Raw genomic sequence first — 18,136 nt, forward strand, 5'->3', positions numbered from 1 at the left:
TTATGCCCCCAGAAAAGTACGCCACACTCGACGGGTGGATGAGAACCGCCGCAGCGGTTCGATAAAATGCGACCAGCATTTTAGACGGCGATAGCCGCCCGAAGGGGCAATAACAGGCCCTAGCCAGTTATTGATCAATCCGCAGCCCGCCCCTTGCTACCATTATTCGAAAAGACCACCTAACGGTGGTTTTTTTTCGGCTGTCGGAAAGGACACCACACTCAATGGGTGGATGAGAACCGCCGCGCGGTTCGATAAAATGCGAATAGCATTTTAAACAAGCCATGTATGCTTTTTATACATGGCGCAGCCCGAAGGGGCATAAGTAGACCTTAGTCTGCTTATGATTAATCCGCCCCTTGCTACCATTATTCGAAAAGACCACCTAACGGTGGTTTTTTTATGCCCCCAGAAAAGTACGCCACACTCGACGGGTGGATGATAAAATGCGGTCAGCATTTTAGACGGGCACAGCCGCCCGAAGGGGCAATAACGGGCCCCAGCCTGTTATTGATCAGCCCGCCGCAGCGGTTCGATAAAATGCGACCAGCATTTTAGACAAGCCATGTATGCTTTTTATACATGGCGCAGCCCGAAGGGGCATAAGTAGACCTTAGTCTGCTTATGATTAATCCGCCCCTTGCTACCATTATTCGAAAAGACCACCTAACGGTGGTTTTTTTATGCCCCCAGAAAAGTACGCCACACTCGACGGGTGGATGATAAAATGCGGTCAGCATTTTAGACGGGCACAGCCGCCCGAAGGGGCAATAACAGGCCCTAGCCTGTTATTGATCAATCCGCAGCAAGCCCCTTGCTACCATCACCCTAAAATTCAACGAAGGGTGGTTTTTTCACCCCCAGAAAAGCCCTCTACACTTGAGCGATGGATAAGAACGTCCGCACGACCAAAACAAACTAACATCCCGACAAATTTGCGACTAATATCCAATGCGTCAGTCAAGACACCAAATCTAAAATGACACGTAGCTACATATAAACCAAAAAGCCTTCCGAGTGACTACACCTCAGCGAAAGCCAATACAGGAACAACAAATGCCATCTACCGTCTTGCAACGCTTATATCAAACTCTCGGCCTGACAGGTGACCAAGAACCCCGTGACCCGGCAAGCCCGCCAGAAAGAAACGCCCCATCACCGCTCCCCACTTTCGCCCACTATGTTCGCTCACGCTTTCGACTGCAAAATCAGCCCGCAAAGGCTGAAGACATAACTACTGCTTTTAGGCAACGCCTTGAAGCCGGACTGCAGGCTCTAGATAAACAATTATCCAGTTGCGACCTATTTACCTTACCGGCCGGGTCACAAGAATGGACGGATACGGGCATTAATCTAGCAGCAGGCGAATCAATAACCGTGATGGGGGATGGCGGCCTATATCTATCGCGAAGACTTGATGTTGTTATCGGCCCGAATTTCGGACTGTGGTATCGCATCATCAATCGGGATAACAAAGGGCATATCAACACACTGCCTTTGGGCGGCGCCGTTATTACTGCAGAACAAGGCGGCACATTAGAACTCATTGCTGCGGTGCCTGGTGAGTTCGGAGATGCGCAAGGCGGATTCGATCCGGATACTACAAGCTTAAAGGTTAATGGGGAGTTCGCCGCAGCTGTTCTGCGCTGGCAGGTTGATGCACAGGACGCTTTAACCGCGGCCGCGGCTGCTGATGTGAATTTATTTGGCCCTGTGCTAGCGCGCTTCAAAGAACCTATTCAGGCGCCGAAAGGCTGGCACTACTTATGGCGTTTAGGTGCTAGCGAAATATACCAAGAGAAAGAAAATAGCTTGTGCTGTGCCACACATGCGAATGGCGGGATCTTACAGTATCCAGTGAATCTGGCGCTGAACAGCGATTTAGTCTTTAACTGGCAGTGGTGGGTTGACGCTTTACCTTCGAAATTGGCCGAGCACATCCAACCCACGCATGACTACCTGTCTATCGCGCTAGAGTTCGACAACGGCCTTGATCTTACCTATATGTGGAGCAGCGACCTCGACATAGATACTATTTTTCAGTGTCCGCTGCCGTGGTGGGATAAGCGTGAAACCCATTGGGTTCTGCGAAATGATCCTGCAGATTTAGGACACTGGCTTAACGAATCTCGCAATGTCCTCGCTGATTACCAACGCGCTATTGGCGGACCACTTCCGAACAAAGTCGTTGGCGTGTGGCTGATCGCGAATTCAGCGTTCCAACGAGGTGAAGGCCGTTGCCGCTATCGTCAAATAAATTTGCGCAATGAACAAGGTACAAAAATCATCTACGACTAACAAACCAGCCTGGTGGCGAAAGCCGCACAATCACCACCACAACTGCACAGAACATACTTCTTTGACGCTATTTTGCCGTCCCGACAACAAGTTTTCCGCACAAAATAGCAAATTGCGCTAATATGCCTTCATACTTAGGGACTTAGTGAGCTAACCTAAGAAAATATATAATCTGAAGGCCAGCATGGCCCAACAGAACAACTAAGAGATAGAGGACATCCGCTATGAAGGTCTTGTTTCGTGCCTGCCTATTAATGTTTGCAGTATTTTTGTTTGCTGGCTGCGGAGGCGGAAGCAGTGATGGTGGCCCAACGCTCATACCCGGAAACGGTAACAATGACGGCGGTGGAAACGGCGACGGATCATCCGATCCAAACACAGTACGGTTCGGCTCATTCACTGGCGATGCTTTTACTGTGGGCTCAATGGCCACCAATCAAACCGACCTAGATGCGGGTGAAAGCGCGACGTTATCAGTCTCCTTGATCGATCAAGTTGGAAACCCAATAGCCACACAAGCAGCCAGTCCCGACGGCACAATCACAGTTCAATTCAGCTCAAATTGTATAGTATCAGGCCAAGCTGAAGTTTCACCCAGCATCGCCACCATTAACACCAATGGCAGCACCAGCGTGACCTATACCGCTAGAGGCTGCGAAGGCGTCGACACCATAACAGCCCTCACTAGCGTGGACTTAACTTCTTACACCGCAAAAGCTGGAATCACGACCGTAAGCTCGCCCCTTGGCTCAATTGGCTTTACCGCCGCCACCCCTAGTGTGATTGGACTAAAAGGCTCAGGTGCGATTCCAGAGCAATCCAAAGTTTCCTTTCTTGTATCAAACTCGACTGGCGGCCCCGTTCCCAACCAAGAAGTATCATTCTCTCTTGATAATACCGCCGGCGGAATCACTATCAGTAACGAAACAGGTCTTACTGATGCCAACGGTATAGCCAGTACAACGGTGGCGTCAGGAACAGTCGCTACTGCTGTGCGTGTTACCGCTACTGCCACTCGAGATGGAATTACTACTTCCGCTCAATCAAGCGCTCTTGTTGTCAGTACAGGTATTGCTGATAACGACAGCTTCTCTCTCAGCGCAACCACTCTCAACATCGAAGGCTTTGAGTATGACGGCACTAAGACCACGCTGACCATTCGAGCAGCAGACCGTTACAACAACCCTGTGCCCGATGGTACCGCAGTGTCCTTTCAAGCCGAGGGTGCTGCGGTAGATGGCAGCTGTTTGACAGTATCAGGGGCCTGCAGCGTGACATTAAGTTCGCAAAACCCTCGTCCCGCCGATGGTCGTGTCACCGTTTTGGCAACAGCAGTCGGAGAGGAGTCCTTCATCGACAGCGAAACCTCAAATGGCCAATTCGATGATGCTGAACTACCTTTCTTACAAGACCTAGACGAAGCATTCAGAGACGACAACGAAAATGGCGTTAGAGACTCAAACGAACCCTACGTGAATTTCAATGAGAACCCAGAGGCCACCGGAGGCTTCGACCTTAAAAATGGCAAGTTTGACGGCCTACTCTGCAAGGGCCCCAACCTCTGCAGCCCATCCTCCACTATCACTCTGCGTGAAAGCATCGTTATCGTTCTATCAGGCTCCGGCTTAATTGTTAATATCCAGCCAGTAACAATCGATATCTACAATAAGGTGGAAACCGTTATCGTCTCGGTATCTGATCAACGCGGACAGGTACCCCCTGCTGGAACCACTATTTCGGCATCGACGACTATAGGAAACTTGCAAGGCACTACATCGTACACTCAAATATCCACCAATCTTTCAGGGCCGGCGATTTACGCGTTCCGAATCGGCCGCGGAGCGGCTGACGGCGAAGGCACATTCACGGTTACCGTAACCACACCGCTTGGTATAATCTCAAAGGATCTATCGAACGTAGTGCAACACTAGTACTCTTTCAAATTGATGTTGCCTAATGCCAAAGCTCGTAGGTTGGGTTGAGGAACGAAACCCAACATGGTGGGATGCTCTACCATCGTTTGTTGGGTATCGCTACCGCTCAACCCAACCTACAGAGTCACACGTCATTTTCAAGTTGAAGAAGTACTAGTACCTTGCGTAGGTGTGCCTTCAGCCGACCTGAAACACAGGCATAATGGAAGCTAGAATAGCAGGACGCGGCAACATTCACTTTTGCAGCAGTCCCAACCCGCAAGGTTGGGACTACAAGATCGCCTTACAGTATCCCCTGCCGGAAAACTTCCACTTCATATTGAAAGCATTCAAAAATAATTGAATTGTCGACGACACATTAACCGCCGAAGCAAAATGCAACTTTAAATATCTTGACCGAGGCCTGTGATAAAATGCCCTTGAACTTATAAGCTAATTAAAATCCAATGACCAAACCCGACACCCTCTACGCCACGCCCCAAGCAAGCCTCGCGCGCTTTGCCTTTGACGAGCATGTAGTCGAAGTTTTTCCAGACATGATTCAGCGTTCAGTCCCCGGTTACGCAACGATCATTGCCATGACGGGAGTGATGGCGGGCAAATACGCCCAAACGGCAAGCAATTGCTATGACCTTGGCTGTTCGCTCGGCGCCAGCACCCTCGCAATGGCGCGGGAAATCGGCGAGCGCAATTGTCAGATCATTGGTGTAGACAATTCATCGGCGATGATTTCTCGCTGCGAAGACTATATTGCAGATATACCGCAATCGATTTCGCTGCGCTGCGAGAATATTCAAGATACTCAGATCACCAACGCATCGGTGGTCGTACTCAACTTCACCCTACAATTTGTGCCGGCTGAACAACGCGCCGCGCTAATCCAAACCATCAGCGACGCGATGCGGCCTGGCGGTATTTTAATTCTGTCTGAAAAAATTCAATTTTCTGACCCTCATTTACAAGAATTAAACACCGATCTGCACCATGCGTTTAAACGCGCAAATGGCTACAGCGAGCTGGAAGTTGCACAGAAACGCAGCGCGATAGAAGATGTATTAATTCCTGAAACCTTGGCCAAGCACCAGCAAAGACTCCGCGACGCCGGTTTTAGCAGTATCGATGTCTGGTTCCAATGTTTTAATTTTGCGTCATTAGTTGCCATAAAATGATCGACTACCAAGCATTCCTAAACCGCCTAGACGAAATACCGGAGCTGACAAGCTGGAGCCAAACACTAGCAGCGCAAATCGCGGCGGGACTTAGCGAGGACCGCTACGGCGATCTACCCCGCTGGAAAGATGCCCTAGCCGCACTGCCCAACCTCAGTCCCGAAACCACTACTTTAGACCGCTCTCGCGTCGGCGCCGACGGCCCAAGCAACGAAGAGCAGCGTCAACAGCTGCACAACGCGCTCAAAGGGCTCCACCCGTGGCGCAAAGGCCCCTATGACCTGTTTGGGGTGCATATCGATACCGAATGGCGGTCGGACTGGAAGTGGGATCGACTCAAGGACGCCATTGCCCCGCTAGCTGGGCGCAATGTCTTAGATGTCGGCTGCGGCAGCGGCTACCACTGTTGGCGAATGCGCGGCGCGGGCGCCAATCTCGTCGTCGGCATCGACCCAACCCCCTTGTTTGTGATGCAGTATTTCGCGCTGCAAAAATACCTTTGTGACAACAGCGTCGCCGTTTTACCGATGGGGATAGAACACTTGCCGGAGAAGTTGCAAGCGTTCGACACCACCTTCTCTATGGGAATTTTGTACCACCGGCGCTCGCCCTTTGACCACCTGATCGCACTGCGCGACAGCCTTCGCCGCGGCGGCCAATTAGTATTAGAAACCCTCGTCATCGAAGGTGGCCCAGGCCAAGTTCTCGTGCCCGAGGATCGCTACAGTAAAATGGGCAATGTGTGGTTTATTCCTACCACTGACACACTCGAAGCGTGGTTGAAAAAAGCGGGATTTAAATCCCCCCAGCTCATCGACGTTAGCCAAACCACTTGCGAAGAACAGCGCAGCACAGAGTGGATGACCTTCCACTCGCTGGCAGAATTCCTCAATCCTGAAGATTCAAATCAAACGATCGAGGGCTATCCCGCACCGCGCCGTGCTACCTTCATTGCCGAAAAACCGTAACAGCGTCGCATAATTGACTCACAAAGCCACAAAATGGCATTTTTGTGATATGTTGATGAAACTTATAAGTATGAAAACGTGCCAAATAAATTCAAGAAATGGCACAGCGGAATAAATCATGCTGCAAACTGGAACAGGACTTCTGAGCGACCGCCTCAAATCGCAATCAAGATTGTGGTTCGGCGAGCACCTGTACCGCTATTTTGAACGTCTTGAAGACAACTTTCATCGCCGCTCTCTCACCGCCAGTGATTCCACAGAACAAGCTAACTTATTAGCACAGCAACAGGCCGTTAAACTGGGGCAAGATGAGGCATTTCGTTTATTTGCCGATCATATCAATCGCGCCTTCAACACCAACCGCGCCTATGAAGCCGGTGGCCATCCTTCACTAGATAGACTCGCGCAGCGCCTTGAAAAATTACCCGATGCCTATTTTGATAAAGAAAAGCCGCAACTGAGCAATATTTGTCGCGCCATTGCCCCGATAACCGTGCTCGCTGGATTCCAGCAGATTTTAGCGCCACTAAAACTAGACGCCACCCACCGGCATCACGCCCTAACCATGTTCCAAGGCCTGTTAATTCAAGAATTGAACAAGCTCTACGATGATTTATTTGAATCGCTACCAGTCGAAAATCAAACCCATAACGTCGAGGCTTGGATCAGCCACATCAAGCAACAACTAAGCGAAAACAATCTTTCGACACAGGATCGCGCGCTAACTGAAACAAGGCTGCAGCGCCTGCTCAAATTGCACTCACATCGACGCCGTGCCAGTGACAACGCCGTCGTCATGGAGCCCAGCGACGCAGAGCTACTAGAGACAGCCGCAAATATATTTCAACTGCTGCCCACCAAACGCAGATTATCGCCAGGTGTATTGAGCTCACTCAATACCTTGCAAACCAGTGTGAGCAGCCTGGCCCTAAAAGATCGCAATGCATTTATGCATCCGCTGCATCCCGCGAGACAAATCTGTCGGCAGGTGATCAACACCCTCTGCCAATGGGATGACGCGCAAGCAAATCAACGCCAGCAATTTGACGCCGAACTTAAAATAATTTGTAAAAAACTGACAGCCCACAACATCAATGCCAGTCAGTTTTACCAGATTCGCGAGCAAATCGATGCCTGCTGCCAACACTTAATACAAAGTATCAAACTCAACGACAAACGCAGTTTGAATGCCGAAGTCGGCCAAAAGCGCTTAACGCGTTTGCGCAAAAAAGTGCATGAAATGCTTGACCAGAAAACCGCCTCGCTACCGACTACGCTTCCCCTCAGTGTCGATAATATGCTCTACGGCCCCATGACCACGATCATCTTGTATCACTGGCTGCGCCACGGCAGCAACAGCGCGCCCTTGCGTCGCAGCCTACAGCTTATTGACGATATTATTTGGTATATACAACCCCATTCAGACTGGTCTGAACTGCGTCGCGCTAAAGCGATGAGTAAAGACATCGAAACAGAGCTTAGCGATGGCTTACAGCGCATAAATTACAGCTACCAAGCCTCACAAGCATTAATCGACGAGCTTCATCAGCTGCGCTTAATTGCATCCGGCCGCAGCGTCAGCATTAACAAGCCCGACGCCATGCGCTAAGCCTCGCTGCGCACAGTAAATGTGCGGTGGCGGGTGTCGATAGCGATAAAAAGCAGATATAATTTCCCGCCCGCATGTTTGGCCATCACGGCCTAACGCGACCCAATTTCTACACGTTCAATCGCTTCGTATGGCGATCACGCATTAAGGTGATGACTTTGCAACTCGATCAAGCAACTACTGAACAACTGCGCGACTGGGAATCTACGCTGACCCAGGAATACCAACAGTTTAAAGCCTCTGGTTTAAATCTTGACCTGACCCGCGGCAAGCCCAGCGCAGAACAGCTTTCACTCTCTGACGCCATCAATGACATTCTGGGCGGCGATCTAAGCAATGAAAGCAATACAGATTTGCGCAACTACGGCGGCCTCGATGGTATTCCAGAGTGCAAACGTCTATTTGCCAATGTACTCGGCGTCAGCGCCGAAGAAACGCTGATCGGCGGCAACAGCAGCTTAACCTTGATGTATATGGCCGCCCAGTTTGGTCTGCACCAAGGCTTTGGCGAGCTTGGCGCTAGCTGGAACAGTGAAGGCAGCACCGTCAAATTTATCGCACCGGTTCCCGGCTACGATCGTCATTTCAGTGTCTGTGAGCATTTGGGTATTGAGCTAGTGACCGTGGCGTTAAACGACGACGGTCCAGATATGGACGCCGTTGAGCAGCTACTAAAAAGCGACCCATCAATCAAAGGTATCTGGTGCGTACCGCGCTTCAGCAACCCAACGGGTACGGTGTATTCAGACGCCGTGGTTGACCGGATCGCGCAGCTCGGCAACATCGCCGGCAGTAATTTCCGTATTTTCTGGGACAACGCCTACGCGGTTCACAGCCTCAGTGACGACGCCCCGGAATTGGCCAATTTAATGACCAGCTGCCGCAAATATGGCACCGAAAACAGCGCCTATTTATTTGGCTCCACCTCAAAAATTACCTATGCCGGCGCTGGCGTCGCCTTTGCGGGAATGTCGAAAGCTAATTTAAAAGCATTCACCCACCACTTGGGCATGTCGCAAATTGGCCCAGACAAAATTAATCAGCTGCGTCACGTTCGCCTTCTAAAAGATGCCGACGGTATCAAAGAGCATATGCAACAGCACGCCAAGGTTCTCAAACCGCGCTTTGATATTGTGCTTAAGCACCTGCGTGAAGGATTGGGTAATACCGGCATGGCGAGCTGGACCGAGCCACAAGGCGGCTATTTTGTGTCCTTTGATACCCTGCCCGGCCTCGCCAAAGAAGTGGTGAAATTGGCCGCTGAAGCCGGCGTAAAACTCACCCCAGCGGGTGCGACCTTCCCCTACGGCAAAGATCCCGCCAACAGCAATATCCGTATTGCCCCCAGCGTGCCGAGCCTGGATGAAATCGACCGCGCGATGGCGGTATTTGTCACCTGTGTGAAATTAGCTTCTGTAAAACAGCGACTAAGTTAATCGCTTAGTTGCCAAGCGAAAAAAGGGTGCCAATTGGCACCCTTTTTTATATACGGTTGCGCCAATTGGCGCAGTATGCAGCTTACTCGGGATCTGGCGTACGGGTAATCGGCCGGCCTGGCACACTGGGAAAATGACGCACATTGCTACTGCCGTCAGAGTCCACGATTTTACCGGTGCCCTCTTTCTCTACTTCATCAATCCGCACGATTGAATGCATCGGAATATAGCTGCGCGTCACACCACTGAATTCATTTTTCAGTTTTTCTTCACCCGGATTCACCACAATCTGGCTTTGCTCACCAAACACAAACTCTTCAATTTCTATAAAGCCGTACATATCGCTTTGATAAATAGCGCGCGCATAAAGCTCGTAAACCTTGCTGTTGTTGTGAAAAATGACTTTATAAATAGGGGCTTGGGCCATAGTCTTTCCATTGTCTCTGGGTACAGCTGTGGGGCACAGATAAAGATTAAAACACACCGTAAAACCGGGCCGCGGATCATAGCATAAATTTGCCAAATCCACCGCACTTCTGGGTTTTAGGCGACATTTTCGCTATAATGCCTGCCCAATTTTATTAGCAGCCTGTTTGCGCCTTATGCCTGAAGAACTTATGTCAAATGATGTCGCCCAAACCAACGCCTCGGTGACAGAGACAGCCCTCGCCGCTGACAAGCCTAAGAAGCTGTTTATTAAAACCCATGGCTGCCAGATGAACGAATACGATTCTGCGCGCATCCAAGATCTGCTGGGTGCAAGTCACGGCTATGAACGCACCGACGACCCAAACGAAGCCGACGTGCTACTGCTAAACACCTGCTCAATCCGCGAAAAAGCGCAGGAAAAAGTCTTTCATCAGCTCGGCCGCTGGAAAAAACTTAAAGATAAAAACCCGAATCTCAAAATTGGGGTCGGCGGTTGCGTTGCCAGTCAAGAAGGCAGCGATATTGGTAAGCGCGCGCCCTACGTCGACTTAATCTTTGGGCCGCAAACCCTGCACCGCGTGCCCGGCATGCTCGACGCCAAAAAAGTAGATGGCCCAATCATCGTCGATGTCACGTTTCCAGAAATCGAAAAATTCGATTCGCTACCTGAGCCCAGCGTTGACGGCCCCAGCGCCTTCGTTTCCATTATGGAAGGCTGCTCTAAATACTGCACTTTCTGCGTCGTGCCCTATACCCGCGGAGAAGAGGTTAGCCGCCCCTTCGATGACGTCATTACCGAAGTCGCTCAACTCGCTGCCAAGGGTGTGCGTGAAGTGAATTTGCTTGGCCAAAACGTCAATGCTTATCGCGGTGAAAATCACGAGGGCGAGATCGTCGATTTTGCGGAGCTTATCCACTTTGTCGCGCAAGTCGACGGCATAGACCGAATTCGCTACACCACCTCGCATCCAGTTGAGTTTAGCGAGGCACTGATCCAAGCCTACGCCACCGTTCCTGAATTGGTAGACCACTTACACTTGCCGGTGCAAAACGGCAGCGACAGAATATTAGCGGCCATGAAGCGCGGCCACACCGCCGATGAATACCGTGCAAAAATTGCCAAGCTAAAAACCATACGCCCCAATATTAGTCTGTCGTCTGACTTTATCATCGGCTTCCCCGGCGAAACTGATGACGACTTCAATGACACCATGCAATTGATACGGGACATCGGCTTTGATCATTCCTTTAGCTTCATATACAGCGCTCGCCCCGGCACGCCGGCAGCACAACTGCCAGACGAGACGCCAGAAGAAGTTAAAAAAGAACGACTAGCCACCCTGCAGCACCATATTCTGCAAAACGCGGCGCAAATCAGCCGCCAAATGGTCGGCAGCCAACAACGCATTCTGGTAACGGGCGTATCCCGCAAAGATCCGGGCGAATTGCAGGGCCGTACTGAGAATAATAGGGTGGTCAATTTCCCCTGTTTAGATCAGACGGTAATAGGGCAATTTGCTGACGTTACTATTTTAGAGGCCTACGCCAATTCACTGCGCGGCGAACTGATCGCTTAAGCGGTGCCTTGCTCAATAGCTATCTACACTTTTTATTTGCGTCGCCACGGCGACAATCGGTGAACCATTGACTGCACAAGATATTCAACGCGTATTAACTCTTGAACCGAACGACAGCCGCCTGCTGGCCAATTTGTGCGGCCACCTGGACGCCAACCTCAAGTTAATAGAGCAACGCCTGCAAGTGCGTATTGCAGCGCGCGGGAATACCTTTCAAATAAACGGCCAAGCGAATGCGGTAGATGACGCCGTGCAGCTACTTAAGCACCTTTATAACGAAAGCCAAAATGGCAGTGCGCTGAATACCGAAACCGTGCACCTACACCTGCAAGAAGCCGGTATTGAACAGCTCAGCAGCCCCGCCAGCAGTGACGAGTTGCCGGTGCTTATTCAAACCAAAAAGGCCAGTATTAAACCCCGCGGCAAAAACCAGCAACTCTATGTGAAAGCCATCCAAAGCTGCGATATAAACTTCGGCATCGGCCCCGCCGGTACAGGCAAAACCTATTTAGCCGTAGCCTGCGCCGTCGAAGCCTTAATCGCCAATGAAGTGCAGCGCATTCTACTCGTTAGACCCGCGGTGGAAGCGGGTGAAAAACTGGGCTTTCTGCCTGGCGACCTCGCCCAAAAAATCGACCCCTATTTGCGGCCACTGTACGATGCCCTGTACGAAATGCTCGGCATAGAGACAGTGACCAAGCTGATTGAACGCAATATTATTGAGATAGCACCGCTGGCCTATATGCGCGGCCGGACCCTAAATGACTCCTATATCATTTTAGACGAGGCGCAAAACACCACCCGCGAACAAATGAAAATGTTTCTAACCCGCATTGGTTTCGGCTCAACCGCGGTCATTACCGGCGACGCTACTCAGATTGATCTACCCCGCGGCACACCGTCGGGACTCGTGCACGTAATGAACGTCTTGGGTGATATTGAAGGCATCAGCATGACCCATTTCGCCGCCAAAGACGTGGTGCGCCACCCGCTAGTACAGCGCATTGTAGAAGCCTATGCCGCCTTTGAAGCTGAATTCGGCGCGCCTCGATGAATCAAACAATAGATTTGGAGCTCGATCTACAAATCGCCTGCGATGCCGCCAACCTGCCCAGCGAAGCCCAGTTTATTCTGTGGGCAACAACCGCTCTGGCGGGACTAAGGACAGAGGCTGAGTTGAGCATTCGCCTGATCGACGAAGTGGAAAGTGCCGACTTAAATGCCCAGTACCGGCAGAAATCCGGCCCAACTAATGTATTATCGTTCCCAGCAGATCTACCTCCAGAACTTGAGTTACCCTTGCTTGGCGACCTCGCCATTTGCAAAGAAGTGGTAGAGCGCGAGGCCGGCGAGCAACACAAAGCCTGCCATGACCACTGGGCGCATATGGTAATTCACGGTACACTCCACCTGCTCGGCTTCGACCACATTGACGATGACGAAGCAGAAGAGATGGAAGCGCTGGAGATTGCGCTGCTAAAAACACTGGATATCAGTAACCCCTATACCCCTATTTCGTGAGGACAGCACCCAAAACCATGAGCGAAGATCGATCTAGCAACGATCCAAGTGATAAATCTTGGATCGAGAAAATTGCCCATGCTTTTTCATCTGAACCCAAAACACGGGAAGATCTGTTTGAACTGCTTGCTGTCGCCAAACAGAACGAAGTTATCGATGACGATGCAATAAGTATTGTTGAAGGCGCGATGCATATCAGTGATATGCAGGCCCGAGAAATTATGGTTCCGCGGCCACAAATGGTGGTACTGAAGGCAGACCAGCCCCTCAGCGAGCTCCTCCCCATCATTATCGACACCGGCCACTCCAGATATCCCGTTATCGGTGACACCCTCGATAATGTCTTGGGTATTTTGTTATCCAAGGACTTGTTGCCGCTGTTGTGGAAATTTGAGAACAGCGCCGATATCGATATTCGTGACATTCTGCGCCCAGCCACCCTCGTGCCAGAAAGCAAACGACTAAACGTCTTGCTGCGGGATTTCCGCGAAAAACGCCATCACATGGCGGTGGTGATTGACGAATACGGCGGCGCCGCCGGCCTCATCACCATCGAGGACATTCTCGAGCAAATCGTGGGTGAAATTGAAGACGAGTACGACGAAGACGACGACCTGCCAATCCGCAAAATTGCCGACAACGACTTTGTAGTGCAAGCACTCACACCCATTGACGACTTCAACGATTATTTCAATGCGCGTCTTAGCGACGAAGAATTCGACACCATTGGCGGCCTGCTCCTCAAAGCATTTGGTCACCTTCCCAGCCGCAATGAAATTACTCGCCTGGAAGAATTCGAATTCAAAGTGGTGAATGCCGACAACCGCCAGATCCATTTATTGAGAATGCGCAAACTAGACGAAAGCTAGCAGCGCCCTAATCGGATTATCTCTGCTGCGCGGGAGAGAAATCTTCCGCCGCTTGAACTTACACCCCAATTAAGGTCTACAATGGACTTACGCATCGCTTATATTTAACAGCGTAGAGGCCAGCATGTCCGAAGATCAAACTCTAGATACGCTCAATAAAATCGCCAGTAGCTTCATTGAATACAGCGCGCTGTTATTTTTGTTCCTGCTTGGGCTCGGCGCTATTTATCTAGTCTACATCTACATCAGCGACATCACCCAGACCCAACACGCCATTCGCCGTAACTATCCCGTTATTGGCCGGTTTCGCTATATTTTTGAACACCTTGGCGAATTCTTTAGGCAGTACTTTTTTGCCATGGATCGAGAAGAACTGCCATTTAATCGCTCCCAGCGCTCCTGGGTCTATCGCGCCGCAAAAAACATCGACACCACCATTGCCTTTGGTTCAACGCGACCGCTAAACCAGAGCAATGAAGTATTGTTTATGAATTGCCTGTTTCCCACCTTGAGCCAGGACGCCGCCCCCACCCACGCGGTGACCATCGGCGAAGGCTTCGCAAAACATCCCTATACCAGTTCAGCGATTTTCAATATTTCTGGCATGAGCTTTGGCGCCATTTCAAAACCCGCCATCCGCGCTTTAAGCGCCGGTGCAAAAGAAGCCGGCATTTGGCTCAACACCGGTGAAGGCGGCCTGTCACCCTATCACCTCGAAGCGGGCTGCGACATCGTGTTTCAAATCGGCACCGCCAAATACGGGGTGCGCGACGCCGAGGGTCATCTCAGCGACGAAAAACTCAAGGCCATCGCAGCTCACCCCCAGGTGCGAATGATTGAAATAAAACTTAGCCAGGGTGCAAAACCCGGCAAAGGCGGCATCTTGCCCGGCGGCAAAGTGACCGAAGAAGTCGCCAAAATTCGCGGCATCGAAATTGGCAAAGACTCCATCAGTCCCAACGGTCACACCGATATCCACAACATCGATGAACTGTTGGACATGGTGCTAAGAATTCGCAATGTCACCGGCAAACCCGTGGGCTTTAAAGCGGTGATCGGTTTTTCGGAGTGGCTAGACGAACTCGGCGAAACCATCCACAAGCGCGGCCTGGAATATGCGCCCGATTTTATTACCATCGACAGCGCCGACGGTGGCACCGGCGCAGCACCGCAAAGCTTAATGGACTACGTGGGCTTGCCCATTCGCCGCAGCCTGCCCTTGGTGGTCGACAAATTAAATGAATACAATTTGCGCAAGCGCATTAAAGTCATCGCCTCGGGCAAAATGATCAACCCCGCCGAAGCGGCCTGGGCACTGTGTGTTGGCGCAGACTTCATCGTAAGTGCTCGCGGCTTTATGTTTGCACTCGGCTGCATACAAGCGCTGCAATGCAATAAAAACACCTGTCCCACTGGCATTACCACCCACGACCCAGAACTGCAGCGCGGCTTGGTGCCAGAAAACAAAGCCACCCGCGTTAAGAATTACGCGCTAAACCTGATGCATGAAGTCGGTGTTATAGCCCACTCCTGCGGTGTGAAAGAAGCCCGTGCCTTAACCCGCAGACACGTTTACTTAATAGACAATAACGGCAGCCCAGAACCCTTGACCGACCGCTACCCGGAAAAAACGCCAAAGCCGGAATACTTAATCGCCAGCACCGCAGACGACGACGTCGACATAGAGAGCCATACCCGCTCGGCCATTCCTATCACGGCGAGCAAAGACGCCCGACCACGCTAATTCACATCTTACTCTAGCGCCCAACCGAGGCCGTCGCTACACTAGCAGGTTGTTGATTTTCTATCTGCGTAGTCACTGCGGCGTCGCCTAAAGCGCCTACTGTTGGTTAAAACGGACTCAAATCGGTCATTTATGATGCATAAACTCCCTCATTTCGGCCGTTTTTGTCGGGGCGGCCTTCCGCTTGCATTGGCGTCCTCGAAAACGAAAATCAACAACCTGCTAGGCCTCCGTTTTTACATGAATGGCCGGAACAACCCCCTGTGAAAATTAGTCACTACGCTTTTGTTGCAGTCGCCGGCGCCAGCCTTACTCTCTCACTTGCTCCTTTTGATTGGTGGTGGACAGCCATCATCGTCATGGCCGCCCTCGCCGCCAGCTTGAACAACGCGACAGCTAAACAAGGATTCATGCTCGGCTGGAGCTTTGGCAGTGCCAGCTTCGCCACTGGCGTGTCGTGGGTTTACGTCGCCATGCACGATTTTGGCGGCACCTCCGTCGCGCTAGCCATACCTATGACGGCACTATTCTGCATAGGTTTGGGCCTAGTACCCGCACTATTTGCTTATATTTACTGCCGCTGGATTCGCGATGGTATCGCCGGTAAAACCTTGGGCTTTGCCGCAATGTGGGTGCTAGCGGAATGGCTGCGCGGCTGGATATTTACCGGCTTTCCCTGGCTTTATCTGGGCTATGGCCACCTACATACCGCTATGGCAGGATGGTCGCCAGTCATCGGTGTTTACGGCCTGAGTTTTTGGGTCGCGCTAAGCGGCGCAGCCATCGCCTTTAGCATTACCGCGCCCGCCCAATTAAAACGCCACGGCTATGCCACCATCGCCGCCTGCCTTGCCTTATTCGCCTTGGGTTTCTCACTGCAAAATCACGAATGGACCACCGCCGACGCTAAGCCGCCACTGCGCATAGGCGCCGTGCAATCCAATATTTCGCAGGAAAAAAAATGGGCCTACACCCAGTATTGGGCAACTTTAGAGCAATACGATCTGGCGTCTGAAGAACTGTGGCCAGATTCCGACCTAGTAATTTGGCCTGAAGCGGCCATCCCAACGCTTTATCACAACGCCCTGTCTTATTTCGAATACATCGCCGAACGCGCCGAGGCCAATAACAGCGCCCTTATTACCGGCGTACCCACCCGCACAAAAGAAGACATGCACAACTCGGTAATGGTCATCAGTGGCGGCGAAGGCATATACCACAAACAACGCCTTGTTCCCTTCGGCGAATACGTGCCGCTGGCCCACTATCTTCGCGGCCTCATCGCCTTCTTCGACCTCCCCATGTCGAGCTTTAAGCGCGGCGGCCCGGACCAAGGCCACCTGCAAGTCAAAGGCTGGCAGCTGGCACCCTCCATCTGCTACGAAATTGCGTATCCAGACTTAGTAGCCCAAAGCGCCCGCCACAGTGACCTGCTATTCACCATAAGCAACGACGCCTGGTTCGGTCGCTCCATTGGACCCGACCAGCACATGCAAATGGCGCAGATGCGCGCACTGGAAAACGGTCGCGAACTCATCCGCGTAACGAGTACAGGCATTACCGCCATTGTCGATCACCATGGCAATATCCGGACGCGTATTCCCTCGTTTACTGCCGGCAACTTAAAAGGCGTTGTTCACGCCCGGAATGGCACTACGCCGTTCACGCGTTATGGCTCAACGCCGATTATTGTTTTGTGTTTTGGATTAGTGATCTGCGCAAGGTTTTTACGCCGCTCGAATCCGGCGTGATCAAGGCGAATAGTTTTTAAGCTGGCAATTTATATATCCACTTTTATAGTGTTCTGTTGGCTTTTGTTTCGCCCTCGCTGGACGACTTAGTTATTCGGCACTACGTGCCTCACCCTTCGGGTCGCCAAAAAGCGGCGATCAATTAAAAAGCAAATTGTCTTTTCTCGGAAAAAGAAGTAAGCAAGAAATCCGCCCGCAATCACTCACCCTTCGGGTACCCTGTGCTTCTCAAAATCCAATGGGATCGCTGCGGAACTCGCCTTCGGCTCAGACAGTCCTCGCTCAAAACATCCCATTGAATTTATGCGATGCTCAGTGAGTTCAAAAGCGGGACTTAATGCGGCGTCACGTATTGGTATTAGACATAGAATGCCGTTTCACAAAGAGACTCTCAGCCTACACCAACTTCCCTTCAGCGCCGCTGAGCACTGCAGCAAGTAACGGATTAGAGCGAGAAACTGTTTGAGCCGCAGGCGAGTTTTTCTCGCGCCGTTTCTTGCGAAGCGCACAAGGGATCGATGGCGTCTTTTTGCCATCGACGGTGATGCAGGGTGCCCTTTTTCTTTGCCCACTTTCTTTTTGGGCAAGCAAAAAGAAAGTGGGTCGCCCAGCTGGGCGAAACAAGGGCTCCCAGTAAACTGATAAAACAAACCAAAGACCAGTATCTAAGCAAAGACAATCGCTTCGCTCATCCGGATACCCGATCGGTGTCGGGTATGACGAGTTACTAAAGAATGCTCCCCCCAAGAAAGCGCAAGAAGATATAGCTAATCACTAATTCGGCAAGCCTCGATTTTTAACTCAAACCGAATAAAACAGCCAATTCACCCG

13 protein-coding genes are annotated in these 18,136 nt (G+C 51.3%); 12 read left to right on the forward strand and 1 reads right to left on the reverse strand.

Features of this window, described 5'->3' with window-relative positions; all coding sequences use genetic code 11:
* The first annotated feature begins 1,056 nt into the window (after window positions 1–1,056).
* The 6 genes from AAC007_RS05990 to AAC007_RS06015 all read left to right on the forward strand — a co-directional run bounded on the left by AAC007_RS05990 (window position 1,057) and on the right by AAC007_RS06015 (window position 9,414).
* A complete protein-coding gene (locus AAC007_RS05990; RefSeq protein WP_339675232.1) occupies window positions 1,057–2,298 on the forward strand; it encodes a DUF3047 domain-containing protein in 1,242 nt (413 codons plus the stop codon).
* Window positions 2,299–2,522: 224 nt separating this feature from the next.
* Window positions 2,523–4,229, forward strand: a complete 1,707-nt coding sequence (locus AAC007_RS05995; RefSeq protein WP_339675235.1) for an Ig-like domain-containing protein — start codon at window positions 2,523–2,525, stop codon at window positions 4,227–4,229.
* Between the two features lie 449 nt (window positions 4,230–4,678).
* Window positions 4,679–5,401: a carboxy-S-adenosyl-L-methionine synthase CmoA gene (gene cmoA / locus AAC007_RS06000; RefSeq protein ID WP_339675237.1), complete on the forward strand. Its 723-nt coding sequence runs from the start codon at window positions 4,679–4,681 to the stop codon at window positions 5,399–5,401.
* Entirely contained in the window at window positions 5,398–6,369 is a 972-nt protein-coding gene (gene cmoB / locus AAC007_RS06005) for a tRNA 5-methoxyuridine(34)/uridine 5-oxyacetic acid(34) synthase CmoB (RefSeq protein WP_339675239.1), read from the forward strand. The genes cmoA and cmoB overlap by 4 nt, the downstream gene beginning before the upstream one ends.
* A 118-nt stretch (window positions 6,370–6,487) precedes the next feature.
* Complete coding sequence (locus AAC007_RS06010; protein WP_339675241.1) at window positions 6,488–7,978, forward strand: DUF1631 family protein; 1,491 nt, start codon at window positions 6,488–6,490, stop codon at window positions 7,976–7,978.
* 158 nt (window positions 7,979–8,136) lie between these two features.
* Window positions 8,137–9,414 carry an aminotransferase class I/II-fold pyridoxal phosphate-dependent enzyme gene (locus AAC007_RS06015; RefSeq protein WP_339675243.1) on the forward strand — a complete coding sequence of 426 codons (1,278 nt, stop codon included), beginning with the start codon at window positions 8,137–8,139 and terminating at the stop codon, window positions 9,412–9,414.
* An 82-nt stretch (window positions 9,415–9,496) separates the two neighbouring features.
* Here AAC007_RS06015 and AAC007_RS06020 read toward each other — a convergent pair whose 3' ends face one another.
* Window positions 9,497–9,841 (reverse strand): DUF1820 family protein, encoded by a 345-nt coding sequence (locus tag AAC007_RS06020; protein ID WP_295876132.1) that lies wholly within the window; start codon window positions 9,839–9,841, stop codon window positions 9,497–9,499.
* Window positions 9,842–10,031: 190 nt separating this feature from the next.
* Here AAC007_RS06020 and miaB point away from each other — a divergent pair, with 190 nt between their 5' ends.
* The 6 genes from miaB to lnt all read left to right on the forward strand — a co-directional run bounded on the left by miaB (window position 10,032) and on the right by lnt (window position 17,305).
* On the forward strand, window positions 10,032–11,420 hold the full coding sequence (gene miaB / locus AAC007_RS06025; protein WP_296434953.1) for a tRNA (N6-isopentenyl adenosine(37)-C2)-methylthiotransferase MiaB: 1,389 nt from the start codon (window positions 10,032–10,034) through the stop codon (window positions 11,418–11,420).
* Between the two features lie 67 nt (window positions 11,421–11,487).
* A complete protein-coding gene (locus AAC007_RS06030) occupies window positions 11,488–12,474 on the forward strand; it encodes a PhoH family protein (protein ID WP_295876138.1) in 987 nt (328 codons plus the stop codon).
* Window positions 12,471–12,941, forward strand: coding sequence for an rRNA maturation RNase YbeY (ybeY, locus tag AAC007_RS06035; protein ID WP_295876141.1), 471 nt, complete (start codon window positions 12,471–12,473; stop codon window positions 12,939–12,941). Before AAC007_RS06030 ends, ybeY begins: the two co-directional genes overlap by 4 nt.
* A 17-nt stretch (window positions 12,942–12,958) precedes the next feature.
* A complete protein-coding gene (locus tag AAC007_RS06040; RefSeq protein WP_339675245.1) occupies window positions 12,959–13,810 on the forward strand; it encodes a transporter associated domain-containing protein in 852 nt (283 codons plus the stop codon).
* 124 nt (window positions 13,811–13,934) lie between these two features.
* Entirely contained in the window at window positions 13,935–15,554 is a 1,620-nt protein-coding gene (locus AAC007_RS06045; protein ID WP_339675247.1) for an FMN-binding glutamate synthase family protein, read from the forward strand.
* Window positions 15,555–15,817: 263 nt separating this feature from the next.
* Window positions 15,818–17,305, forward strand: coding sequence for an apolipoprotein N-acyltransferase (gene lnt / locus AAC007_RS06050; protein ID WP_339675249.1), 1,488 nt, complete (start codon window positions 15,818–15,820; stop codon window positions 17,303–17,305).
* The last annotated feature ends 831 nt before the right edge of the window (window positions 17,306–18,136 follow it).

The organism is uncultured Zhongshania sp. (assembly GCF_963975605.1).
GTDB classification, from domain to species: Bacteria; Pseudomonadota; Gammaproteobacteria; order Pseudomonadales; family Spongiibacteraceae; genus Spongiibacter; species Spongiibacter aquimaris.